Consider the following 23,493-nt stretch of genomic DNA (forward strand, 5'->3'; position numbering starts at 1 on the left):
GGGCAGGCATAACGCCTGCCCGCCGTGACTTACGCCTGACGCAGATTCTGCGCCGCTTTGACCATGTTCGCCAACGCGGCGCGGGTTTCCGGCCAGCCGCGGGTTTTCAGGCCGCAGTCCGGGTTCACCCACAGACGCTCAGCGGGAATACGCTGCTCGGCTTTCTTCAGCAGGGCTTCAATCCACTCCACGCTCGGGACGTTCGGCGAGTGAATGTCGTAGACGCCTGGCCCGATTTCGTTCGGATAGTCGAACTCTTCAAACGATTCCAGCAGTTCCATATCAGAGCGAGAGGTCTCAATGGTGATCACGTCCGCGTCCAGCGCGGCAATGGAATCCATGATGTCGTTGAACTCGCAGTAACACATGTGGGTGTGGATCTGGGTTTCATCCTTCGCCACCGCCGCGTTAATGCGGAAGGCTTCCACGCCCCACGCCAGATACGCCGCCCAATCACTGCGACGTAGCGGCAGACCTTCGCGCAGCGCCGGTTCGTCAATCTGAATAATACCGATGCCCGCAGCTTCCAGATCCGCCACTTCATCACGCAGCGCCAGCGCAATCTGCTTCGCGATGGTTTCACGCGTCACGTCTTCGCGCGGGAAGGACCAGCAGAGAATGGTCACCGGACCGGTCAGCATGCCTTTTACCGGTTTGTCGGTCAGTGACTGCGCGTACTTCGCCCACTCAACAGTAATTGCTTCCGGGCGGCTGACATCGCCAATCACCACCGGCGGCTTCACGCAGCGAGAACCGTAGCTCTGCACCCAGCCGTTCTGGGTAAAGACAAACCCGTCCAGGTGTTCGCCAAAGTACTCGACCATATCGTTACGCTCGGCTTCACCGTGCACCAGCACATCGAGCCCCAAACGTTCCTGTTCAACGATCGCTTGTTTGATATGTTCTGCGATACCGGTGCGGTAGTTACCGGCATCCAGGTTGCCCTTTTTGAAGTCCAGACGTAGACCACGAATTTCGGTGGTTTGCGGGAATGAGCCGATAGTCGTGGTCGGCCATGCCGGCAGATTAAAACGGGTACGCTGTGCTTCAGCACGAACCGGGTAAGCGTTGGCGCGCTGGCTGTCCTGGGCGGTGATCGCCGCCAGACGTTTTTCCACTGCGGCGTTATGTACGCGGGTAGAGTGACGACGCGCCTGGATCGGTGCGCTCCATTCCACAATTGCCGCCGTATCGCCGCTGTTCAACGCATCGCGCAGCAGCGCCAGCTCGCCACATTTTTGCAGCGCGAAGGCAAACCAGCTCTTCACTTCTGCATCAAGGCGGGTTTCCACGCTGAGATCGATTGGGCTGTGCAGCAGAGAGCAGGAGGAAGCCACCCACAGGTCACGTTTGCCGACGATATCTTTAATTTGCGCATATTTTTCGCTGAGATCGGCACGCCAGACGTTGCGACCGTTTACCAGACCCGCTGACAGCAGCCAGTCGGCAGGCAGACGTTTATGCAGCTCGGTGACATCATCTTTGCCGTGCACGAAGTCAACGTGCAGCCCCTGCACCGGCAGCGCGGTAATGGTATCCAGGTTTGGCGTTACACCTTCGAAGTAGGTGGTCAGTAGCAGCTTCACCTGGCCTTGCAGGGCGTCATAAGCCGGTTTAAAAGCATCCAGCCACGCTTGCGGCAGCTCCAGTACCAGCGCAGGTTCATCAATCTGCACCCACTCAATACCGCGTTTCGCCAACTCAGCCAGCACCTGCTGGTAAACCGGCAGAATATCGTTCAACAGGCTCAGGCGGTCAAACTGTTCACCCTTCACTTTCCCCAGCCACAGATAAGTGACCGGCCCCAGCAGCACAGGCTTGATCTTGTGACCGAGCGCCAGCGCTTCGTCCACTTCATCCAGCAGTTGGGTCCAGGTCAGTTTGAACTGCTGACCTTTGGTGAACTCCGGCACCATGTAGTGATAGTTGGTGTTAAACCATTTGGTCATTTCTGCCGCCGCCGCGGGTTCACCCGTGGGTGCGCGGCCACGGCCAATGCGGAATAAGGTATCGATATCGACAGAGCCATCTTTATTTTGATGACGAGCCGGAACGTTGCCGAGCAGCAGGCTGGTGGTTAGCACGTGATCATACCAGGCGAAATCGCCCACCGGCAGCAGGTCAACGCCCGCCTGCTTCTGCTGATCCCAGTGGCGGGCACGCAGCCCGCGGCCTACAGCCAGCAGTTCTTCACGGGAGGCGTTACCCGCCCAGTAGCTTTCTTGCGCTTTTTTTAGCTCGCGACGCAGGCCAACGCGAGGAAAACCGAGGGTGTGGTTCAGGATAGTCATCATATGCCTCTCATGGATTTTTTGTGTTTTAGCCGTCCAGATGTTTACACATCCATAATGTGAATGTACTGTATAATCCTCAAGCGCAAATTGTTCATGCCGAAGTGAAGGACTTTCATGATTGAAATTAAACATCTGAAAACGCTCCAGGCGTTGCGGAGCTGCGGGTCGCTCGCAGCAGCAGCGGCGACGTTGCATCAGACGCAATCCGCCCTCTCCCACCAGTTCAGCGATCTGGAGCAGCGCCTCGGCTTTCGACTTTTTGTCCGCAAGAGCCAGCCACTGCGCTTTACGCCGCAGGGCGAGATTCTGCTGCAACTGGCCAATCAGGTGTTGCCACAAATTACCCAGGCGCTTCAGGCCTGTAATGAACCGCAGCAGGCAACGCTGCGCATCGCCATTGAGTGCCATAGCTGTATTCAATGGCTGACGCCCGCGCTGGAAAACTTCCATAAGCAGTGGCCACAGGTGGAGATGGACTTTAAGTCCGGCGTCACCTTCGACCCACAGCCGGCGCTACAACAAAGCGAACTGGATATCGTGCTGACCTCCGACATCCTGCCGCGTAGCGGTCTGCACTATTCACCGATGTTTGATTATGAAGTGCGCCTGATTCTGGCGCCGGATCACCCATTAGCGGCCAAAGCACGCATTACGCCAGAAGATTTGGCGGCAGAAACGCTGTTGATTTATCCGGTACAGCGTCAGCGTCTGGATATCTGGCGTCATTTCCTCCAGCCAGCCGGTATTAGCCCACAGCTGAAAAGCGTGGATAACACGTTACTGCTGATTCAGATGGTGGCCGCGCGGATGGGCATTGCCGCCCTGCCGCACTGGGTGGTGGAGAGTTTTGAGCGCCAGGGTCTGGTGGTGACCAAAACCCTGGGCGAAGGTCTATGGAGCCGACTGTACGCCGCCGTGCGCGATGGCGAGCAGCGTCAGCCGGTGATGGATGCGTTTATTCGTTCAGCGCGGAACCACGCTTGCGATCATCTGCCGTTTGTGAAGAACGCGGAGCGACCCAGTGCCGATGCACCCACAGCGAGGCCAGGATCACAGCCGCACCTGTGAGGAAGCTCGGCCAGTGAGGCTGTTGGTGCCAGATTGCCAGGTTAACCAGCAGCCCCGCAGGCACATGCATATTGTTCATAATCCCTAAGGTGCCCGCATCCACCTGCGTGGCGCCGTAGTTCCACATAAAGTAACCAATCCCCGACGCAACGACGCCCAGGAATACCAGAATTCCCCACTGCGGCAGGGTTTGCGGCATTTTCTGCGCGTTGCCGAGCAGCATCCAGGCCACCGCCGCGACCAGAAACGCCCCGAGATAAAACCAGGCAAAGGCGTTATGCTGCGGCATCGGTCGGGTCTCCATCAGGCGTTTATAGCCCACCATACCGATGGCAAAGACGATGTTCGATAACTGCACCAGAATCAGACCGGTCCAGAAGTGGCTGGTGATGTGGTCGTAACGAATAATGCCCGCGCCGATCACCGCCAGCAGTGCGCTAAAAGCGTAGCTCCAGCGCAGACGGCGTCCACTCATCAGGTCATAAATCAGCGTGATATAGAGCGGCGTCAGCACGGTAAACAGCAGCAGCTCGGAGACCGTCAGATAGAGATAGGCATGGAAGCTCAGCATGTACATGATGCCCAGCTGCATCGCCCCCACCAGCATATATAGCCCGACGGTTTTCAGGCTGTGTCCGCGCGTACGCAGGAACGGCAGGAACACCAGCGCTGCCAGGCCCACGCGCACCAGCACCGCAAAATAGCTGTCCACATGCCCGGCAAGGTATTCGCCGTAAAAGCTGAACGAAAAGGCCCACAGAATCGTGGTAATAATCAGGAGCGCCACAATGAATGTCCGATTGGAAAATGAACATGCATTGTAGCGGAGTTGGAGGTTGACAACTGACCACTGAATAGCCAGTCGTCAATTTTTATCGCAGGTACATATCGCGCAGGTAGTGCGGTACCGCATCATCGGCGTTTGACCCGATCACTTCGAGGTCCGGATGCAGATCCTTCAGACGCTGGTGCGCGCCGGCCATGATGCAGCCTTTACCCGCCATCGACAGCATTTCGGCATCATTCATGCCATCGCCAAAGGCGATACAGTCTTTCAGCGTATAGCCCATCGCCTTCGCCACCGCTTCCAGCGCGTGACCTTTCGACACGCCTCCCGCCATCACTTCCAGACAGGTCAGCGTCGAGAAGCTCACGTTTACGCGATCGCCCCAACGGGCGTTGATCGCCTGCTCCAGCGGCAGCAGCGTTTCGTGGTCGTTGCAGGTGAAGAACACCTTGCTGACGCCTTCCGGTTCCAGCAGACCCGGTTCATACAGGGTGTAGTTGAATACCGCTTCTTTGAAGAAACGCATCTCTTCGGGGCGGTGGCGGTTCATAAACCATTCGTCGTCACGATAGACATTAGTCACGATATCCGGGTTGGCATTGACGATGCCGAAGAGATCGGCCGCGATATCGCGATCGAGGTTGTGAGCGAAGACCTGCTTGCCGTCGGCATCGTGCACGCGCGCGCCGTTGGAGGTAATCATGTAGGATTTGATCCCCAGATTATCGCGAATCTGGCCGACGTCAATGTAGTGACGGCCAGTAGCGAACACGAAGTTCAGGCCACGCTCGGTCAGTAGCTTCAAGGTCTCTTTAGCGTACGGCGTTAAGTGGTGGTCAGGAGAGAGTAAGGTGCCATCTAAATCAGATGCGACTACCTGGTACATATTCGAATTTAACCTCTAAAAAGTGCGGCGCTGGCGCCGAATTAAGGGTGTCGACCAAAAAAATCGACGATGGCATTGAGTGCTACTGAGCGCATAGCGTCCTTTTCAAAAAGGATCTCATGATAGGCGCCTTCGATGACCAGCGGTTTACCGCCCTCACAAGGGTGGCCCGCCTCCGCGCGAAGGGCGCAGTAACGATCGTGCATGCGGTTATCCACCACGCGTTCTTCTTCTGCCTGAATCAGCAGCACAGGAAACGCGTCGTTTGCGGCGTCGGCAAGGATCTGTTCTCCTGCCAGAATGCCTTCTCTGACCCAGTGGTACGTCGGCCCGCCCACACGCAGCCGGGGTTCATCGGCGTAAAAACGCACGTTGCGACGATAACGTTCGCGGCTATGGGTCAATACGTTAAGGCTAAACGGCAGCGCGTGCCATCGGCCTGTTCCCATTGCATACCCTTCACGAAGACGCTGATGGCCCTCAGCCCAATCGAGAAGCGGCCGCACAACCCATTCTGGCAGACGCATGATAATACCGAACATCGGCGCACAAAGCGCGAGAGCATCACAGCCCTGCGGATTGCGCTGTAAAAACTGCGTCGCAATCGCCCCTCCCATGGAATGGGCGAGAATAAACCGCTGACGCCAACGCCCCTGCACAATCTCTTGCTGCCAGAAGGCGGCAAGATCGTCGACGTAGTCGCTGAATTTCGCCACGTGGCCACGATGGGTGTCGGACAACATACGCCCGGAACGCCCCTGGCCGCGGTGGTCGATAATCAGGACATCAAAACCGCTGTGGAAAAGATCGTATGCCAGTTCAGCATACTTCACGTAGCTTTCAATTCGCCCCGGGCAAACCACGATAACCCGGTCATGCGCGGGCAGGCTGAAACGTACGAATCGTACCGGAACGCGATCGACGCCGACAAACTCCGCCTCTTCCCGTCCACGCCAGAAGTCCATCAACGGGCCGGTGGTAAACGCAGCAAACGCGTTTTCTCTTGTATTCCAATCCTTTTGCTGTTGAAACATCGGGCTTCCACCCCTGTTAACCGCTGAAAATTGTTTTTTCGTGACGTCTCACACAACGTCTGGACAATAGCGTATTGTGGCATAAAAACAGACAATCAGGGAGTTTCTCATGACCTTCGAATGGTGGTTCGCCTACCTGCTAACATCCATAATTCTTAGCCTCTCACCGGGCTCAGGGGCGATCAATACGATGACCACCTCCATCAACCACGGCTACCGTGGCGCAGCGGCATCAATTGCCGGGTTGCAGGCCGGGTTGGCTATCCATATCGTGTTGGTAGGTATCGGTCTGGGCACCCTGTTCTCCCGCTCGGTGCTGGCCTTTGAAGTACTGAAATGGGCGGGCGCGGCATATCTTATCTGGCTGGGTATCCAGCAGTGGCGCGCGGCAGGCTCTATTGACCTGAAAACGCTGGCCAAAACGCAATCGCGCGGCAAGCTGTTCCAGCGCGCGGTGTTCGTTAACCTGACCAACCCAAAGAGCATTGTGTTCCTGGCTGCGCTGTTCCCCCAGTTTATCGTGCCGCACCAGCCGCAGGTGATGCAGTACCTCGTCCTTGGGGTCACCACCATCGTGGTCGACATCATTGTGATGATCGGCTACGCCACGCTGGCGCAGCGCATTTCGGCATGGATTAAAGGGCCGAAACAAATGAAGGCGCTGAATAAGGTGTTCGGTTCGCTGTTTATGCTGGTTGGCGCGCTGCTGGCATCGGCAAGGCATGCGTGAAAGCCGCTCGCAGTTTTTTGTCATCAACGTTGCCAGCCGACAAATTGGCACGAGGCCGCACGCATAGCCGAAAACGGTTTTAGATCTCCGCTATTGGCGCGGACGCGTCAGTGCCAGAATGCCGCCAGACCTTCTCATTCAAGGATGACGAACGATGGCGGAAGCTGCCTCACCGCATGATGCGGTCTTCAAAATGTTTCTTTCCCGCGTGGAAACCGCGCGGGATTTTATCGAAATTCACCTACCGCCAGCGCTGATAAAACTGTGCAAACTGGAGACGCTGCGCTTAGAGTCAGGGAGTTTTATTGAAGACGACCTGCGTCCTTACTTCAACGATATTATCTATTCCCTGTAAACCACAACCGGGCGCGGCTATATCCATGTTCTTATCGAGCACCAGAGCTCGCCGGACAAACATATGGCTTTTCGCTTGCTACGCTACGCCGTAGCGGCGATGCAGCAGCATCTCAATGCAGGTCATAAGAAACTACCGTTGGTCATCCCTATTCTGTTCTATCACGGCAAGCGCAGCCCCTATCCCTGGACACTGAACTGGCTGGATGAATTTCACGATCCGAATGCGGCGCGCCAGCTTTACAGCCATGCTTTTCCACTCGTCGATATCACCACCATTCCTGACGAAGAAATTATGCAACATCGCAGTATGGCCGCGCTTACGCTAGTCCAAAAGCACATCCGTCTCCGGGACATGGCGCAGTTGGAGGACAAACTCGCCAGTTTGTTCGTATCAGGACTGTTAAGCGGACAACAAATAATCGTCCTGGTAAACTACATGGTGCGGGCGGGACAAGCTCGAAACGTTCAGAAACTATTGTATGGGCTGGCACAGCGCGTGCCGGAGCATGGAGATAAATTCATGACCATGGCAGAAGAGTTGAAGCTGATTGGACGAAAGGAAGGAAAACACAGCGCAATGCAGGATGTAGCAAAAGCCATGCTGGCGCGAGGGTTTGAACATCGTGTAATCATGGAAATCACCGGCCTTTCAGTGGATGAGCTACAGCAGCTCAAGCGCTGAAATAATGCAGCCCACCCGGAAACACGTCGTCGAGTGGGCCAACATGGTTAGCGCGAAATAATCAAATGAATGCCAAACCCGGCAAACAATGTCCCTGCCACGCCGTCAATCCACTTCGCCGCGCGCTGATAGCCGCGACGCATCGCCGGCAGCGCAAACAGGCTGGCAACCACGGTGAACCACGCCAGCGTTTCCAGGATAATTAACAGGAAAATGCCCCAGCGAGCCCCGGCACCGACGCTGTCGCCGACGAACAGTGAGAACACCGAGCCAAAGTAGATAATCGCTTTCGGATTCGCCAGGTTGGTCAGCAGCCCCTTCATAAAGCTGCGTCCACCCTGCGCCAGTTCAACCTGCGGTTCGGATTTCGTCGATACTTTCTCTTTCTTCAACGCCCCGCGCAGCATCTGGTAGCCCATCCAGCACAGATACAGGCCGCCCCCGACCATGATAATGGTATGCAGCCACGCCATCTTCTCGATAATTAAATGCAGGCCAAGCAGCGCCACGCCCGCCCAGACCATAACGCCGCAGGTAATCCCCAGCACGCCCATCATCGCCTCTTTACGCGAGCGGCTGACAGCAGTCTGCGAGACAAAAAAGAAGTCTGGACCAGGGCTCATCAACGCAATGATGTGCACCAGCGCCACGGTAAGAAATAGCGTTATCATGATAGACCTACCCAACGGGACGATAAATTCGCGGAAAATAGTACAGTGAGTGACTATCCTGACACTTTTTCCGTCAACTGACTACTCTTCATCGTCACCATCAACGTGAGCGCGAATCAGCGCCAGGAACTCGCGGCCAAAACGCTCAAGCTTACGCGTTCCCACGCCGTTGACGCTGAGCATATCGCTCGGCGAAACCGGCATCTGCTCGGCCATTTCAATCAAGGTCGCATCGTTAAAGACAACGTACGGTGGGATATTTTCTTCATCGGCAATGGCTTTACGCAGCTTGCGCAGCTTGGCGAACAGCTGCTTGTCATAGTTGCCGACCGCCGCTTTCTGCATCACGCGCGGCTTCAGCGCCACAATACGCGGCACGGCAAGCTGCAGCGGCGCTTCACCGCGCAGCACCGGGCGCGCGGCATCCGTGAGCTGGAGAGCTGAGTGTTGGGCGATATTTTGCGTGACAAAGCCTAAGTGGATCAGCTGGCGAATGACGCTAACCCAATGCTCATGGCTTTTATCACGCCCCATCCCGTAAACCTTCAGCTTATCGTGGCCGAACTCGCGGATACGCTGACTGTTCGCGCCGCGAATCACCTCCACCACGTAGCCCATGCCAAAGCGCTGGTTCACCCGGCCAATGGTCGACAGCGCAATCTGCGCATCCTGCACGCCGTCGTACTGCTTTGGCGGATCGAGGCAGATATCGCAGTTGCCGCACGGCTCCTGACGCCCTTCGCCGAAGTAATTCAGCAGCACCAGGCGACGGCAGGTTTGCGCTTCGGCAAAGGCCCCCATCGCATTAAGCTTATGCCGCTCGATATCCTGCAGCATGCCTTCTGGCTTTTCTTCCAGACAGCGGCGCAGCCATGCCATATCCGCCGGATCGTAAAACAGCATCGCCTCCGCAGGCAGACCATCACGCCCGGCGCGGCCAGTCTCCTGATAGTAGGATTCGATGTTGCGAGGAATATCAAAGTGCACCACAAAGCGCACGTTAGGCTTGTTGATGCCCATACCAAACGCGACGGTCGCGACCACGATTTGCAGATCATCGCGCTGGAATTTCTCCTGCACGTCAGCGCGCACGTCATTTTCCAGCCCGGCATGATAGGCTCCGGCGCTAATTCCCCGGCTTTGCAGACGCGCGGCGGTGTCCTCCACCTTCGAGCGGCTATTACAGTAGATAATGCCGGATTTACCGCGCTGCTCCTGCACATAGCGCATCAGTTGGTCGAGCGGCTTAAACTTCTCCATCAGCATGTAGCGAATGTTAGGCCGGTCAAAGCTACTGATTTGAATCAGGGGATCGTTAAGCCCCAGCAGACGCACGATATCGCTGCGGGTGGTGTCGTCGGCGGTGGCAGTCAGCGCCATAAATGGCAGCGCCGGGAAGCGCTGGCGCAGGTGTCCCAGGGCGGCGTATTCCGGACGGAAGTCGTGTCCCCACTGCGAAATACAGTGCGCTTCATCGACCGCTAGCATCACCGGGTTCCAGTGCGCCAGATGTTCAAGGAAGTTATCCAGCATCAGGCGTTCGGGAGCGATATAGAGCAGGCGAATCTGCCCGGTGCGGCAGCCAGCCATCACCTCTTGCTGCTGTTCACGAGTCTGCGTGGAGTTAATGCACGCCGCCGCCACGCCGTTTGCCAGCAGCTGATCGACCTGGTCTTTCATCAGCGAGATCAGCGGTGAAACCACCACCGTCAGGCCGTCCATTACCAGCGCAGGAATCTGATAACAAAGGGATTTTCCGCCGCCAGTCGGCATCACGACCAGGCAGTCGCGTCCGCTGAGCACGGTATCGATGATGGTCTCCTGGCCCGGGCGGAATTGCTGATAGCCAAAGGTCTCCTGCAAAACCTGTTTAGCCAGCGATTCCTGATTGATAACTTCCGCCTGTGCCACGTTGACCCCATTTACCTGAAAATAAAAACAGGCGCTATTTTCAGCGCCTGCGTGCCAAACTGCAATGTTTTAGACGAAATCCTTCGGTCATGCTCGCAACAAACCGTCGGATACCCTGTTAAAACAGGTCGTTAAGCATCACACCCACCCCAACGCGGGTTTGGTTGAAGTTGTAATCAATAAGCGATTCACCGTAGCCGCTGTAGACCTGAGTATAGACGCGCACATGTTTACTGATGGGGTAGCTGACGCCCAGTTCCGCGCCGCCGTAGCCGGTGTTCCAGTTGTACTGGCCTTGCGCGCTCAGCACCGCATCACCCAGCTGATAACCAATTTTCAGCCGGTAGTATCCCATATATTTGGTGATGTCCGGATTATCGTCGGTTTCGCCGATCACATACCAGGGTTTGACTTCCACCAACCAGTTGCCGTTTTGCGCCATCAGTCGCGTATACAGGCGATTCCAACTGCGCGAAGTCGGGTCGGATCGACCATTCGAATCATGGTTAAAACCGAACTCTACGTCGCGCAACGTCCAGCCGGCAAAGCGATAGTCTGTGGCAAAGCCGAGGAACATCTGCGGCTCGTAGTTGGTTTCGCGGAACGGTGCAGATTCGCCGCTGTTAGAAAGCTGCCACCAGGAGCGCTGCGTGTAGGACGCCGCCAACACCGAATTATCTCCCAGGATGCCGCGCCACAGCGGGAAAGCCAGGCTCAGCTGAAACTTCACCTCGTCCTTACGCGCGTTCTCAGCCCAGTCGTAGGAGCGAATCGCCTCTTTATTGAGGTCGCTGGTCCAGGTATACAGCAGATAGTTGCTTTCATAAGGGTAGAGCGTGAACGGATTGTCATGCTCCTGCAGCAGGTTGGCAATAATACTGCCACGCACCGCCGGCACATCATGTACTTCCTTAATCGTCGCTTCCTGCGCCAGCGCCGAGGCAGGCAGCAGCAACGCCAGTAACCCACTCCTTGAGAATCGCATCAGTCACTTTCCCCTGAGATATATAAAAACAATGAATAACAAAATGACATTCATTCTACCTTTTTACGTTGTTCTTGCTCATCAAACCTTTCCGAAAGTAGAAATCAACATTCATTCGGCATAAAATCAACATTTTATTAACAAGCAAAAGTAAGGTCATTATGTCTGCCGAACTCACCGCCGCCGACGCGCTCAAGCTGGTTGGGGAAATCTTTGTCTACCATATGCCGTTTAACCGCGCGCTGAATCTGGAGCTGGAAGTCTACGAAAAAGCCTTTGCGCAGCTGAGCTTTAACAATCAACCGATGATGGTAGGAAACTGGGCGCAAAGCATTCTGCACGGTGGTGTGATCGCCTCAGCGCTGGACGTGGCCGCCGGGCTGGTGTGCGTAGGCAGCACGTTGACGCGCCACGACACCATTAATGAAGACGAGCTGCGCCAGAGGCTGTCGAAAATGGGCACCATCGATCTGCGCGTCGACTATCTGCGTCCAGGTCGCGGCACACGCTTTACCGCCAGCAGTACGCTGCTGCGCGCCGGGAACAAGGTTGCTGTGGCGCGCGTTGAGCTACATAACGAAGAGAAAACGCATATTGCCAGCGCGACGGCGACTTATATGGTGGGATAACCGCCAGAATCGCGTAACATTACATGACTTTTTCGTAATGGATGTTTCACATGGATCCCAAACAAACGCGTCAGGGCGTACTTCTCGCTCTTGCCGCCTATTTCATCTGGGGCATCGCTCCAGCCTACTTCAAGCTGATTTACTACGTCCCTGCCGATGAGATCCTGACCCACCGCGTCATCTGGTCGTTTTTCTTTATGGTGGCCTTGATTAGCATCAGTCGCCAATGGCCGCAGGTGCGCACACTGCTGAAAACCCCGAAAAAGGTCTTTCTGCTGGCGCTGTCGGCGGTGCTGATCGGCGGTAACTGGCTGCTGTTTATCTGGTCGGTGAACAACCACCACATGCTGGAAGCCAGCCTAGGTTATTTCATTAACCCGCTGGTGAATATTCTGCTGGGAATGATTTTCCTCGGCGAGCGCTTCCGCCGCATGCAGTGGCTGGCGGTGATTCTGGCTATCTGTGGCGTGCTGGTACAGTTGTGGACCTTCGGCTCGCTGCCGATTATCGCGCTGGGCCTGGCGTTCAGTTTCGCCTTCTACGGCCTGGTACGTAAGAAAATTGCCGTCGATGCGCAAACCGGGATGCTGTTCGAAACGCTCTGGCTGCTGCCGGTGGCGGCCATTTATCTGTTCGGCATCGCCGACAGCGCCACCAGCCACATGGGTAACAACCCGTGGTCGTTGAATCTGCTGCTGATTGCCGCCGGCGTGGTGACCACCATTCCGTTGCTGTGCTTTACCGGTGCGGCTACACGTCTGCGCCTTTCCACGCTGGGCTTTTTCCAGTACATCGGTCCAACGCTGATGTTCCTGCTGGCGGTGATGTTCTACGGTGAGGTACCGGGAGCGGATAAGATGGTGACCTTTGCCTTTATCTGGGTGGCGCTGGCGATTTTCGTGATGGATGCGATTTATACGCAGAGACGCGGTCGTCGAGGTTAAAGAAGTGGCCGGAGGGCGGCGACGCCTTCTCCGGCACAACCATTACAGCCAGTTCTTGCGCTTAAAGTACAGATACGGCGCAAGCCCTGCCAGAATCATAAAGATAATTGCCCCTGGGTAGCCAAAGCTCCACTTCAACTCCGGCATAAACTCAAAGTTCATCCCATAGCTCGAAGCCACCAGCGTTGGCGGCAGGAACACCACGGATACCACCGAGAAGATCTTGATGATGCGGTTCTGCTCGATGTTGATAAAGCCCATCGCCGCTTGCATCAGGAAGTTAACCTTCTGGAATAGCGATTCGTTGTGTGGCAACAGGGATTCGATATCTCGCAGGATTTCGCGCGCTTGCTCCAGCTGGCTGGCCGGTAAACGCGCCTTGCGCACGAGGAAGTTCAGTGCGCGCTGGGTATCCATCAGACACAAACGAACCTTCCAGCCGATATCTTCCAGCTCGGCCAGCGTGGACAGCGCTTCGTCATACTCGTCACCCTGGTGACCTTCCATAATCACGCGGCTCAGCTTTTCCAGGTCGCTGTAGATGTTTTCAATTTCATCCGCCAGCTGTTCGATTTTGGTTTCGAACAGGTCCAGCAACAGCTCGTAGGCGTTACCATCGACCATCGCCTGGTTACGTGCGCGCATACGATACAGGCGGAACGCCGGCAGCTCGCGCTCGCGCAGGGTAAACAGTCGCCCTTCGCGGATGGTGAAAGCAACGGTGGAGTTACCGGCGTGATCGTCCGCATCTTCGTAAAAGAAGAAGGAGTGAATATGCAGGCCGTCTTCGTCTTCAAAAAAACGTGCGGATGCTTCGATGTCTTCCAGTTCGGGGCGCGTGGCCAGGTTCTGGCCCAAATCCTTTTGCACACGGTTTCGTTCGTCGTCATCCGGCTCGACTAAATCGACCCACACCGAGCTGGCGAGGTGTTCGATTTCGTCCGCTTCCAGACGCGTTAAACGATTATTTTCCAGTTGAAATGCGCTCAGCATGACCGGGACTCCCAATGCAAAAAATTATCGGACAGCCGGTGGGCACACAGAAACTACAGGGGTTTCAGACCATTAAACAGCCTGACTCAATGCGACGGGATAAAATACGGGTCGCTGACAACCGCTAAGGCTATCAGCATATGAGGATAGCCTTAGGAGTTGTTCCTGAATGACAGGAAGGTGAGCCAGCATCTACTGGGTGTGTCCAAGGCTTTGTCCTCTTAGCGTAATCGTGCGCGCATGTTACGCCAGCAAAAAAACGGCGTCAACACGCAACGAAACGCTAACCAGGATTAATTACCTTCTCTTCCGTAAGGCTAGCAGATCGTTACAAAATAATGATATTTTTCTGAAAGTTATACTGTTTCCAGCCTGGCGTAGGCCGCCACCAGCCATTTAATTCCCTGCCCCTGGAACGCGACCTGCAAACGGCTGTGTTCACCGCTGCCTTCCAGGTTGACGATGGTGCCCTCGCCAAACTTGGCGTGGCGCACGCGCTGGCCGAGCTTGTAGCCGGTATCATTTTCAGCCATCGGCGTCCCCATCCGCTGATGGCTCACCGGACGGCTGACAGTCGCGCGCAGACGCACCTCTTCCACGCAGGCTTCCGGCAGTTCGCCGATGAAACGCGACGGGCGATGATAAACCTCTTTACCATACAGACGGCGGGTTTCGGCATAGGTTAGCGTCAGCTTCTGCATCGCGCGGGTGACGCCAACGTAGGCCAAGCGGCGCTCTTCTTCCAGACGGCCGCCTTCATCCAGCGACATCTGGCTTGGGAACATCCCCTCTTCCATCCCGACGATAAACACCTGCGGGAACTCCAGACCTTTGGCCGAGTGCAGGGTCATCAGCTGTACCGCATCCTGCCAGGTATCGGCCTGACCTTCCCCGGCTTCCAGCGCCGCATGAGACAAAAACGCCTGCAGCGGCATTAAATCTTCGTCTTCTTCGTTGTAGCTGAACTGGCGCGTTGCCGTCACCAGTTCATCCAGGTTTTCGATACGCGTCTGGCCCTTTTCGCCTTTTTCCTGCTCGTACATCATGCGCAGGCCGGAATCTTTGACCACCCGATCGGTCTGCACGTGCAGCGGCATATCGGCCGTTTCCTGCGCCAGCGCGTCAATCAGCTCCATAAAGCGCTGTAAAGCGCTCGCAGCGCGACCTGCCAGCGCTTTTTCTTGCAGCAGCTCGCGGCAGGCCTGCCACAAGGTCAGTTGGCGATCGCGCGAGGTCTGGCGCACCACGTCCAGCGTACGGTCGCCAATGCCGCGGGTTGGCGTATTCACCACACGCTCAAATGCCGCGTCATCATTGCGGTTGGCAATCAGGCGCAGGTACGAGAGCGCATCTTTGATTTCCTGACGTTCGAAGAAGCGCATCCCGCCATAAATGCGGTACGGCATGCTGGCTTGCAACAAGGCCTCTTCCAGCACACGCGACTGGGCGTTGCTGCGATAGAGAATGGCACACTGATCCAGCGCGCCGCCGTTGTCCTGCCAGGTTTTAATACGGTTGACCACGAAGCGGGCTTCGTCGAGTTCGTTGAACGCACAGTAGAGCGAGATCGGCTCGCCGTCGGCGCCATCGGTCCACAGCTTTTTGCCCAGACGCCCGTTGTTGTTTTCAATCAGGGCGTTCGCCGCGCTGAGGATATTGCTGGTTGAACGGTAGTTCTGCTCCAGACGGATGGTTTCGGCACCGGGGAAATCGTTCAGGAAGCGCTGGATGTTCTCCACCTGCGCCCCACGCCAGCCGTAGATCGACTGGTCATCGTCGCCAACGATCATGACCTTGCCGGTGTCGCCCGCCAGCAGGCGGATCCAGGCGTACTGAATGTTGTTGGTATCCTGGAATTCGTCCACCAGGATATTGGTGAAGCGTTCGCGGTAGTGCTGGAGGATGTGCGGCTTATTGAGCCACAGCTCGTGGGCGCGCAGCAGCAGTTCAGCGAAATCCACCAGCCCCGCGCGGTCGCACGCTTCCTGATAGGCCTGATAGACCTTCTGCCAGGTCTGTTCGACCGGGTTGCCGTAGCTTTGCAGATGGTGTGGACGCAGCCCTTCGTCTTTCTGGCTGTTGATAAACCACATCGCCTGGCGCGGAGGCCACTGTTTTTCATCAAGGTTCATCGCCTTAATCAGGCGTTTGAGCAGGCGCAGCTGATCTTCGCTATCGAGAATCTGGAAATCCTGCGGCAACCCGGCGTCCAGGTGATGCGCACGCAGCAGACGGTGCGCCAGCCCGTGGAAGGTGCCGACCCACATGCCGCCCTGCGAGGTGCCCATCAGTTCGGCAATACGGTGGCGCATCTCCGCCGCCGCTTTGTTGGTGAAGGTCACCGCCATAATCGAGTACGGCGAACAGTTCTCGACGCTTTGCAGCCAGGCGATGCGGTGCACCAGCACGCGCGTCTTGCCGCTGCCTGCCCCGGCGAGCACCAGCATGTTGGTCCGCTCCGCCGCGACGGCTTCGCGCTGTTTATCGTTGAGGCTGTCGAGCAGGTAAGAAACGTCCATTGGCACCGCCGGAATCAACAGGGCTCAGTAATACACTAAGCAATTCGAGTTGCAGGAAGGCGGCAAGGGAGTTCATCCCCAGGAGCGTACTTCAGTACGTGACTGGGGTGAACGAGTGCAGCCAACGCATCTGCAACTTGAAGTGCGACGTGTATGAGCCCCTGGGAATTTATACAGAGTTATGACGATTATATCAGCGAGGTCAGAGATGCCAACCGGGAAATCTCAATGTGCGGCAACAAACGGCTGTCGGCGGTCTGCATCAGATCGGCGTTTTCCGGCTTGATCCAGCAGGCCTGCATCCCGCAGCGCACGGCGCCCGCGACATCGGTGGTCAGGTCATCACCCACGTGCAAAATCTCGCCGAGCGGTACGTTGAGCTTTTCTGCCGCCAGGTGATACATATCGGCAAACGGCTTAGAGCGCCCGTCCGGCCCGGCGCGGAGCACAAACTCAAAATAGCCGCTCAGACCAAATAGTTCTGGCTGTGCGTTACCGTTGGTAATCGCCACCAGCGGCCACTTTTCGCCCAGCTTTTTCAGGGTATCGTGGGTTTCCTGCGGTACGTCAACCCGGCTACGCCAGTGGGCGAAGTTGGCCATCGCCGCATCGGCACCGGCTTTCGCTTCCTGGGCCGTTAACCCCAACTGCCGCATACCGGACTCCAGCGCGCGCCAGCGCCATTCGGTGACGTCGTGGTAAATCTCCGGCTCGGTCTTCAGCAACGCATCGCGCCACTGTTGAAGCGTGTGGGCGTCAAAATTGGCCAGCGCCGGGTGATAGCCGCGCACAAAATTCAGCGACTCCTGCATCGTGCGGTCAATCACCGGGCGGTTATCGTAAAGGGTATCGTCAAGGTCAAAGGTCAACGCGGCAATCGTGCCCAGTGGTCGATAAAAACGCATTATTTCTCCCGTTTGGCGCGCGGATGCGCCGCATCGTACACCGAAGCAAGGTGTTGAAAATCAAGATGGGTATAGATTTGGGTGGTCGAGAGGTTGGCGTGCCCCAACAGTTCCTGCACACCGCGCAGATCGCCGCTCGACTCAAGCATATGAGTGGCGAACGAATGGCGCAGTTTATGGGGATGGACGTGGCTGTTCAGCCCCTGCTTCACCCCCCATTCGGCAAAGCGTTTTTGCACGTTACGGGCCGAAATACGCTTGCCGAGCTTTGAGAGAAACAGCGCGTCTTCGTCACCGCCAAACAGCCCGCGCAGGTCGAGCCAATGTTCGATCCACGCGACAGCGTTGCGGCCAATCGGCAACCGGCGCTCTTTGCTGCCCTTGCCCATGACCCAGACTTCGCCGGTGTCGAGATCCAGATGTTTGATATCCAGATTGACCAGCTCGGACAGACGCAGACCCGCGCCGTACATCACTTCCAGCATCGCGCGGTCGCGCACCGCCAGCGGGTCGTTAAGGTCAATATCCAGCAGGCGGTTAACGTCGTCGACGTCGATATTTTTCGGCAGGTGGCGCGGCGCTTTTGGCGCGGCAATACCTTTCGCCGGGTTAGCCGGTAGCACGCCCTGGCTGACCATCCAGTCAAAGAAGCTGCGTAAGGCTGACAGGCGCAACGCCAGGCTTGCCGCTCCCAGCCCCTTACGACGGCTGCGGGTGGCGAAGCTACGCACCATCGCAGCATCACATTGTTGCCAATTCTGCAGGCCCATACCTTCGGCCAGTTCAATAATGGCATCAAGCTGACGCTGATAGTTCAGGAGGGTAATGGGGCTTAGCTGCCGCTCAACGCCGAGATAGCGCAGGAAACGGGTAACGTCTTGCCCCAATGCGATATCGCCGGTCATTCGCGTTCAATCCATCGTTCCAACAGGCCGGGCAGCATCAAGGCGATCTCCTGCAACAGCTGCGTTCCCTGTCCAGGCTGATAGTGATGCGGGTCACGACTGCTGAAGAGAATCACCCCGAGGTCGCCATCGCTGCCCATCATCGACATGGCTACCGAGCCTACTGCTTTCGCCTCCGGCAATACCAGCAGCAGTTCCGGACCATTGAGGGTGCCCAGATAGTGGTTTGACTGGCCTAAGCGTTGGATACGCAGCGGCTCGAACGCCTGACGAGAGAGCACCAGGTCGGTGTGTTTAGAGGGAGCGCCAAGCCGCCAGCGGTCGGAGAACAGACGTATCGACGCCCCCGCCAGCCCCAGCTCACGAGCCCAGCGGTGAAAACGCAGCAGCAGATCGTCGAGGCTTTCGGCACACGCCAGCCGGTTTTGCAGATGCAACAAGCGATAGAACAGCCCTTCGTTGGCCGTAGCCTGCTCCATCAGCTGGCTCATATTCTCTTCGAGCATCGCGATATAGTTGCGCGAGCGCGCCATATGCCACTCGACCAGCGAGACCATGCCCCGCACCGGGTGCGGGACGCGCATCTGCTCAACGGCAGCGGCATTACGAATAAAGAATTCAGGATGTTGCAACAGATAGTCTACCACCGCGCCGTCATTCAGCGCGGTGATGGCGTCCTGCTGTTCTTCCCCAACCTGTTTCATAGATGAATAAATCCGTCATAGACATGTGCCGCCGGGCCAGTCATAAACAACGGTTGGCCCGGGCCTTTCCAGGCGATATCAAGACGCCCGCCCGGCAATTCCACGCGCACTTCTTCCGCCAGCAACCCCTGCTGAATACCGACAGCAACCGCCGCACACGCACCGCTTCCACAGGCCTGCGTCTCACCCGCGCCGCGTTCGTAAACGCGCAGGCGGATGTGATCGCGTTTCACGACCTGCATAAAACCAATGTTAGCGCGTTCTGGAAAACGTTCATGGCTTTCCATCACCGGGCCCAGCGTTTCAACGGCCGCCGTATCGACGTCGTCGACCTGAATCACGCAGTGCGGGTTCCCCATTGAAACCACACCGCACAATACTGTCTGCTCGGCCGCACGCATAATATAGGTCTTTTCCGCTTTGTTGGCGCGGAACGGGACCTGCGAGGGCTCAAAGTTCGGCTCCCCCATATTGACGCGTACCAGGTCATCTTCCGTGACGCTTAATACCATACGGCCGTTAGCCGTACTGACGCGAATATCACGTTTATTGGTCAGGCCTTTCAGGCGCACAAAGCGGGCAAAGCAGCGCGCGCCGTTGCCGCACTGAGAAACTTCGCTGCCGTCGGCGTTGAAAATGCGGTAGTGGAAATCAAGGTCCGGATCGTAAGGCGGCTCGACAACCAGAAGTTGATCAAAACCCACGCCCAGATGCCGGTCCGCCAGTCGGCGGATCAGCTCAGGCGAAAAAAACACATTCTGCGTTACCGCGTCGACGACCATAAAATCGTTGCCGAGGCCATGCATTTTAGAGAACTGCATTATCTACTCCAGTTGCGCGGTACAGAACGGAATCAGTAGTTAACCTGCGTCGGGCCGCCGTCGTCGCCACGATCGTTACGGTCCGGCGATGCGCTCTGCACAGGCGGCGTCACGGGTTTGGTCGGCGGTGCCGCCGTCTTATCAGCCGGAGGGAAATAGAGCGGGCCCTTCAGGCCGCAGCCTGCAAGGCTAAACAGTGCAAGTAACAAAGCCAGCGGTCGAAAAATCTTATTCATTCTTAAGATGCCTGTAGTTCAATGCTTTCTATTTTCTATCATCGCAGGAGAAGGCGCAAAAGCAAGCGTTAAGCGCCTGACTGCAACGTGATTTGTTTCACGCTATACTGCCGCTATCACTAAATAGCGGGATAAAACAATGAACGACAGTGAATTTCATCGCCTTGCCGACACTCTGTGGTTAGCCATCGAAGAACGTCTGGACGACTGGGATGGCGACAGCGATATCGACTGTGAAATCAACGGCGGCGTGTTGACCATCAGCTTTGAAAACGGCAGTAAAATCATTATTAACCGTCAGGAGCCGTTGCACCAGGTGTGGCTGGCGACCAAACAGGGCGGCTATCACTTTGACCTGAAAGGCGACGAGTGGGTTTGCGATCGCAGCGGCGAAACGTTCTGGGATCTGTTGGAACAGGCGGCGACGCAGCAGGCGGGTGAGGAAGTAAGCTTCCGCTAAGACTGATTGCCGGATAAGGCGAAACCGCCATCCGGCATCATAGTTAAGAGAAGTACTGCTGTAACAGCGGCGCGTTATTGTTGTCGTGATTCGACGGCGGCGGCACAATCGCCTGGCTGCGGAACGGAATCACCTGCGCACGGCCGTCAACCTTCACAATCTGATAGAACTGCGGCAGGTTGAAGTTGATAAAGCTTGAGCCGTAGGTAAAGCGATCGTGCGACGAGGAATAGAAGCGGCTGACGTCGCGCACCAGCTCTTCTTTGCTGCCTTCACAGTGGTGATACACCTCTGCGCGGTTACTCTCGTCAAGAATATAGATATTAAAGCCCTGATCTTCCCCCGACTCCTCGAAGAAGAACTGGATAATCCCTTCGCTGGCAAAACCATCGACCACCGGCGGCAATTCCACATGGTTGGTCTCAACCTGCACCGACAGACCATGCAGCTTGTTATGCGAAATCGCGCCGTAAAACTCGATGGCGTTTTCCAGCTTCTGTACCGACACGTTCAGACGCTCAAAGAACAGGCCCCAGGTTTGCCCGGAGACACGCAGCGCTTTGAAGCGACCGGTTTCCTGACGGGTACTGGAAAGGCGCAGTTCAATACACTCGGAAACCAGCTGCTGCACGCGGGTACGAATCAAGCCGCGCAGGTGCTGGCTGTAGCAGAACACTTCGACGCTGTCCGGCGGCGCGGCGTCCTGGTGCATTTTACCGAGGATGGTTTTCAGCGCTTCAATCATCGCCTGCTCGCCGTTGAAGTGCAGCGTACGCACTTCGTTCCACGAGTTGCGATAAAGCAGGTCAACGCTGCCAACCAGGCATTTTTGGTCTTCACCGAAGCTGAAAGTATCCAGCTTACGGAAATCAAAGTGCACCACCTGATTGCGGAAGGCCGCCGTCGGGTCGTATTCGAGGTTGACGATAATCGCCAGATGGCGAATTTCACACGGGCTGTACAATGCTTTCGGCGTTGGCGCAGGCAGGCGCAGCGGGAAGTGGTGCGATACGTCAGCAACCATCTCCTGCAGTTTCGCCAGGTCGACAATGCCATTGCCCTTAATAAACAGGCGCGTGCGTGAAGTCAGCAGGCCGTTAAACCAGGCCCAGGCCACCAGCTTGTTGAGATAGCGGTTATATTCCAGCGGCTGATGGCTGATGATGGATTCCATGTTCGGGGCGCGGTTGTAAAGATACCAACCTGTACGGTTGGCGCGTCCCGGCGGAACATAAATAAAGGTCAGATTCGGTTCGGACAGGTCCGGGGAGATCTGCGGGTTCACCAGCGTCACTTTGCCCGGCAGCGCTTCAAACGCCGCGTACAGCTTACGCGTCAGCACGCCGATATCCTGCGGGCTGGCGGAAACGCTGAGGTTGTTACGACGGGCGAAGCGAATCAGGTTGCGGTAGCTCTGCATCATCGCGTCGAGCAGTTCGTTGTGTGCTTCACGGACCTGGTCGATTTTCCAGTTGGCGCGGTTATCGAGCATCGCCAGACGCTCTTCACTCCAGCCCCACTCTTTCACCAGTTGCCCAACCACTTCGCGACGCCAGCCAACGCAAGCGCGTTCACGGCTGAGCTTTTCGCACACTTTCAGATAGAAGCAGCGACGCACAAGGTCGAGACGGGTTTCGTCGTCGATGGCCTTCAGGTATTCGGTCACGCGTTCCAGCATCATGCAGTAGGCATCAAGACCGAAAGAGACGATCTCGCCATCATGCAGGCGCTGTTTAATGTCCTTCGCCAGCAGGCGCGTGTTGGGATACTCCCACGAGTAGGCTTCCAGCAGCAGGGTTTTCAACACCGCTTTGTACGGCGAGTCGATACTCTTATACAGCTGCCACAGGCTGGCGCCAAAGTACTCTTCGGCGGAGAGCGAGCTCAATCCGCCGAGGTCAAGCCATTCATTCGGCGTCAGCACGCCCTGGGCGTAGAGCGTCATCACGTAGTCATCGTAATGATCTTCTTCTTCGCACGGCACCATATTCCACAGAATACGTTTGCCCGCCAGGCGCACCGCCGTACGATAAAATTCGTCGAGCAGTAAAATGTGCTGCGTTGAACCGCAGTCTTCCCCACCGAGGCTGCCGCTTTCGTTATGACGGAAACGGTTTTCGTCGATCAGGAAGAAGCTGACTTCCACGCCCAGCGATGCCGCCCAGCTTTCCAGCAGGCTGCATTTGCGCTGTAACAATTGGCGTTCATCATTGTCGAGCCACGACTGGTGACAGACCCAGATATCCAGATCGGAGGAACAGCTCTGGCCAACGGACGAGGTGCTGCCCATGGTGTAAACGCCGGTAATCGGCAGTTCGCCCTTGGCAGTGCTCTGCGGCGGCATGCCGCGATGCAGCTCGAGTTCGTCGAGGTAATGGCGTTGGGTTTCATCAGGCGTGTAGAGGCAGATGCCCTTGGGAACGTTACCGTCAAGGTAACCCGGCATCAGCGGATGATGATAATGTAATAATGTCGGCAGTAGACTGTATACCTGCTGGAAAGCAGGGCCCATGGCTGCAAGCGCGCGATCCACACGCAGTTGGTTGATGGCATCCAGTCTCTGTTTTAGCGTCTCAATATAGAGGTACAAGACATATCGCCTGATGTTCAAAACCTCGACGTATCCTGTTCAAGCGGTACGGAGGTTTTAATATTTCAACAAGAAGAACCGTTACCGTTTTTCGTCCGCCGTTGTCATTATCGAATTCTGGACAAAAAATGGTTTAAAACGTGATCAATTTAACACCTTGCCGGTTGACCGTAAAGAATGTTGCACTACAACAAGTGTAGCATTGAATGCTGCTGTAAACCCCGGCATACGATCAAGACAGTGCCAGTAATGAACGGTAAACACAACCCCGTTTATGCTTGTCTCCGTTTAGGCTGAAGGCACGTTTCCTGCATCGCGAATTGTTCAGGGTATGAATCCCTGAAAACTAACATCATTAAGGCAACAATGTTAGGATGGACAA

At 56.3% G+C, this 23,493-nt stretch carries 21 protein-coding genes and 1 pseudogene; 6 read left to right on the plus strand and 16 right to left on the minus strand.

Annotation, left to right across the window (positions count from 1 at the left end):
• Positions 1-29: 29 nt before the first annotated feature.
• On the minus strand, positions 30-2,291 hold the full coding sequence (gene metE, locus GY169_RS22430) for a 5-methyltetrahydropteroyltriglutamate--homocysteine S-methyltransferase (protein WP_167577364.1): 2,262 nt from the start codon (positions 2,289-2,291) through the stop codon (positions 30-32).
• A 117-nt stretch (positions 2,292-2,408) separates the two neighbouring features.
• Here metE and metR point away from each other — a divergent pair, with 117 nt between their 5' ends.
• Positions 2,409-3,362, plus strand: a complete 954-nt coding sequence (gene metR, locus GY169_RS22435; protein ID WP_163448184.1) for an HTH-type transcriptional regulator MetR — start codon at positions 2,409-2,411, stop codon at positions 3,360-3,362.
• Here metR and GY169_RS22440 read toward each other — a convergent pair.
• The 3 genes from GY169_RS22440 to pldB form a co-directional block, all read right to left on the minus strand.
• Positions 3,250-4,149, minus strand: coding sequence for a carboxylate/amino acid/amine transporter (locus GY169_RS22440; protein WP_163448183.1), 900 nt, complete (start codon positions 4,147-4,149; stop codon positions 3,250-3,252). The two genes, metR and GY169_RS22440, sit on opposite strands and share 113 nt — an antisense overlap.
• Positions 4,150-4,234: 85 nt before the next feature.
• Positions 4,235-5,035, minus strand: coding sequence for a sugar/pyridoxal phosphate phosphatase YigL (gene yigL / locus GY169_RS22445; RefSeq protein WP_163448182.1), 801 nt, complete (start codon positions 5,033-5,035; stop codon positions 4,235-4,237).
• 41 nt (positions 5,036-5,076) lie between these two features.
• Positions 5,077-6,069, minus strand: a complete 993-nt coding sequence (pldB, locus tag GY169_RS22450; protein WP_167577155.1) for a lysophospholipase L2 — start codon at positions 6,067-6,069, stop codon at positions 5,077-5,079.
• A 109-nt stretch (positions 6,070-6,178) separates the two neighbouring features.
• Here pldB and rhtB point away from each other — a divergent pair, with 109 nt between their 5' ends.
• Entirely contained in the window at positions 6,179-6,799 is a 621-nt protein-coding gene (gene rhtB / locus GY169_RS22455) for a homoserine/homoserine lactone efflux protein (RefSeq protein ID WP_064546461.1), read from the plus strand.
• A gap of 154 nt (positions 6,800-6,953) precedes the next feature.
• Positions 6,954-7,838 (plus strand): annotated as a pseudogene (locus tag GY169_RS22460) (Rpn family recombination-promoting nuclease/putative transposase).
• 47 nt (positions 7,839-7,885) lie between these two features.
• Here GY169_RS22460 and rhtC read toward each other — a convergent pair.
• The 3 genes from rhtC to pldA form a co-directional block, all read right to left on the minus strand.
• Entirely contained in the window at positions 7,886-8,509 is a 624-nt protein-coding gene (gene rhtC, locus GY169_RS22465; RefSeq protein ID WP_167577156.1) for a threonine export protein RhtC, read from the minus strand.
• A gap of 81 nt (positions 8,510-8,590) precedes the next feature.
• Complete coding sequence (recQ, locus tag GY169_RS22470) at positions 8,591-10,420, minus strand: ATP-dependent DNA helicase RecQ (protein WP_163448178.1); 1,830 nt, start codon at positions 10,418-10,420, stop codon at positions 8,591-8,593.
• A 118-nt stretch (positions 10,421-10,538) separates the two neighbouring features.
• Positions 10,539-11,405 (minus strand): phospholipase A, encoded by an 867-nt coding sequence (gene pldA / locus GY169_RS22475; protein WP_163448177.1) that lies wholly within the window; start codon positions 11,403-11,405, stop codon positions 10,539-10,541.
• Between the two features lie 161 nt (positions 11,406-11,566).
• Between pldA and yigI the strand changes: the two genes are divergently transcribed.
• Both yigI and rarD read left to right on the plus strand, forming a co-directional pair.
• Positions 11,567-12,034: an acyl-CoA thioesterase YigI gene (yigI, locus tag GY169_RS22480; RefSeq protein ID WP_106929870.1), complete on the plus strand. Its 468-nt coding sequence runs from the start codon at positions 11,567-11,569 to the stop codon at positions 12,032-12,034.
• A gap of 50 nt (positions 12,035-12,084) precedes the next feature.
• Entirely contained in the window at positions 12,085-12,978 is an 894-nt protein-coding gene (gene rarD / locus GY169_RS22485; protein WP_163448176.1) for an EamA family transporter RarD, read from the plus strand.
• Between the two features lie 42 nt (positions 12,979-13,020).
• Here rarD and corA read toward each other — a convergent pair whose 3' ends face one another.
• From corA to lptM, 8 genes are all read right to left on the minus strand, one after another.
• Positions 13,021-13,971, minus strand: a complete 951-nt coding sequence (corA, locus tag GY169_RS22490; RefSeq protein ID WP_064546451.1) for a magnesium/cobalt transporter CorA — start codon at positions 13,969-13,971, stop codon at positions 13,021-13,023.
• A 152-nt stretch (positions 13,972-14,123) separates the two neighbouring features.
• On the minus strand, positions 14,124-14,180 hold the full coding sequence (ysgD, locus tag GY169_RS23680) for a YsgD/CorL family protein (RefSeq protein ID WP_368301982.1): 57 nt from the start codon (positions 14,178-14,180) through the stop codon (positions 14,124-14,126).
• Between the two features lie 147 nt (positions 14,181-14,327).
• Positions 14,328-16,490 (minus strand): DNA helicase II, encoded by a 2,163-nt coding sequence (gene uvrD, locus GY169_RS22495; protein WP_163448175.1) that lies wholly within the window; start codon positions 16,488-16,490, stop codon positions 14,328-14,330.
• A 188-nt stretch (positions 16,491-16,678) separates the two neighbouring features.
• Positions 16,679-17,395, minus strand: a complete 717-nt coding sequence (gene yigB / locus GY169_RS22500; RefSeq protein ID WP_167577157.1) for a 5-amino-6-(5-phospho-D-ribitylamino)uracil phosphatase YigB — start codon at positions 17,393-17,395, stop codon at positions 16,679-16,681.
• Positions 17,395-18,300 carry a tyrosine recombinase XerC gene (xerC, locus tag GY169_RS22505; RefSeq protein ID WP_167577158.1) on the minus strand — a complete coding sequence of 302 codons (906 nt, stop codon included), beginning with the start codon at positions 18,298-18,300 and terminating at the stop codon, positions 17,395-17,397. Before xerC ends, yigB begins: the two co-directional genes overlap by 1 nt.
• Entirely contained in the window at positions 18,297-19,004 is a 708-nt protein-coding gene (locus GY169_RS22510) for a DUF484 domain-containing protein (protein ID WP_167577159.1), read from the minus strand. Before GY169_RS22510 ends, xerC begins: the two co-directional genes overlap by 4 nt.
• Complete coding sequence (gene dapF, locus GY169_RS22515; RefSeq protein ID WP_064546442.1) at positions 19,001-19,825, minus strand: diaminopimelate epimerase; 825 nt, start codon at positions 19,823-19,825, stop codon at positions 19,001-19,003. The genes GY169_RS22510 and dapF overlap by 4 nt, the downstream gene beginning before the upstream one ends.
• A gap of 32 nt (positions 19,826-19,857) precedes the next feature.
• Complete coding sequence (gene lptM, locus GY169_RS22520; RefSeq protein ID WP_163448170.1) at positions 19,858-20,061, minus strand: LPS translocon maturation chaperone LptM; 204 nt, start codon at positions 20,059-20,061, stop codon at positions 19,858-19,860.
• A 139-nt stretch (positions 20,062-20,200) separates the two neighbouring features.
• On the opposite strand from lptM, the gene cyaY reads away from it, so the two are divergent.
• On the plus strand, positions 20,201-20,521 hold the full coding sequence (gene cyaY, locus GY169_RS22525) for an iron donor protein CyaY (protein ID WP_163448169.1): 321 nt from the start codon (positions 20,201-20,203) through the stop codon (positions 20,519-20,521).
• 43 nt (positions 20,522-20,564) lie between these two features.
• On the opposite strand, the gene cyaA is transcribed toward cyaY, so the two are convergent.
• Entirely contained in the window at positions 20,565-23,111 is a 2,547-nt protein-coding gene (cyaA, locus tag GY169_RS22530; RefSeq protein WP_064546437.1) for a class I adenylate cyclase, read from the minus strand.
• Between the last annotated feature and the right edge of the window lie 382 nt (positions 23,112-23,493).

The organism is Kluyvera genomosp. 3 (genome assembly GCF_011765685.1).
Lineage (GTDB): Bacteria > Pseudomonadota > Gammaproteobacteria > Enterobacterales > Enterobacteriaceae > Kluyvera > Kluyvera georgiana_A.

Coding starts and splice junctions, on each gene's coding strand:
- metE (WP_167577364.1), bottom strand. CDS start 2,291: ATGACTATCCTGAACCACACCCTCGGTTTTCCTCGCGTTGGCCTGCGT.
- metR (WP_163448184.1), top strand. CDS start 2,409: ATGATTGAAATTAAACATCTGAAAACGCTCCAGGCGTTGCGGAGCTGC.
- yigL (WP_163448182.1), bottom strand. CDS start 5,035: ATGTACCAGGTAGTCGCATCTGATTTAGATGGCACCTTACTCTCTCCT.
- pldB (WP_167577155.1), bottom strand. CDS start 6,069: ATGTTTCAACAGCAAAAGGATTGGAATACAAGAGAAAACGCGTTTGCT.
- rhtB (WP_064546461.1), top strand. CDS start 6,179: ATGACCTTCGAATGGTGGTTCGCCTACCTGCTAACATCCATAATTCTT.
- rhtC (WP_167577156.1), bottom strand. CDS start 8,509: ATGATAACGCTATTTCTTACCGTGGCGCTGGTGCACATCATTGCGTTG.
- pldA (WP_163448177.1), bottom strand. CDS start 11,405: ATGCGATTCTCAAGGAGTGGGTTACTGGCGTTGCTGCTGCCTGCCTCG.
- yigI (WP_106929870.1), top strand. CDS start 11,567: ATGTCTGCCGAACTCACCGCCGCCGACGCGCTCAAGCTGGTTGGGGAA.
- rarD (WP_163448176.1), top strand. CDS start 12,085: ATGGATCCCAAACAAACGCGTCAGGGCGTACTTCTCGCTCTTGCCGCC.
- corA (WP_064546451.1), bottom strand. CDS start 13,971: ATGCTGAGCGCATTTCAACTGGAAAATAATCGTTTAACGCGTCTGGAA.
- uvrD (WP_163448175.1), bottom strand. CDS start 16,490: ATGGACGTTTCTTACCTGCTCGACAGCCTCAACGATAAACAGCGCGAA.
- yigB (WP_167577157.1), bottom strand. CDS start 17,395: ATGCGTTTTTATCGACCACTGGGCACGATTGCCGCGTTGACCTTTGAC.
- xerC (WP_167577158.1), bottom strand. CDS start 18,300: ATGACCGGCGATATCGCATTGGGGCAAGACGTTACCCGTTTCCTGCGC.
- GY169_RS22510 (WP_167577159.1), bottom strand. CDS start 19,004: ATGAAACAGGTTGGGGAAGAACAGCAGGACGCCATCACCGCGCTGAAT.
- dapF (WP_064546442.1), bottom strand. CDS start 19,825: ATGCAGTTCTCTAAAATGCATGGCCTCGGCAACGATTTTATGGTCGTC.
- lptM (WP_163448170.1), bottom strand. CDS start 20,061: ATGAATAAGATTTTTCGACCGCTGGCTTTGTTACTTGCACTGTTTAGC.
- cyaY (WP_163448169.1), top strand. CDS start 20,201: ATGAACGACAGTGAATTTCATCGCCTTGCCGACACTCTGTGGTTAGCC.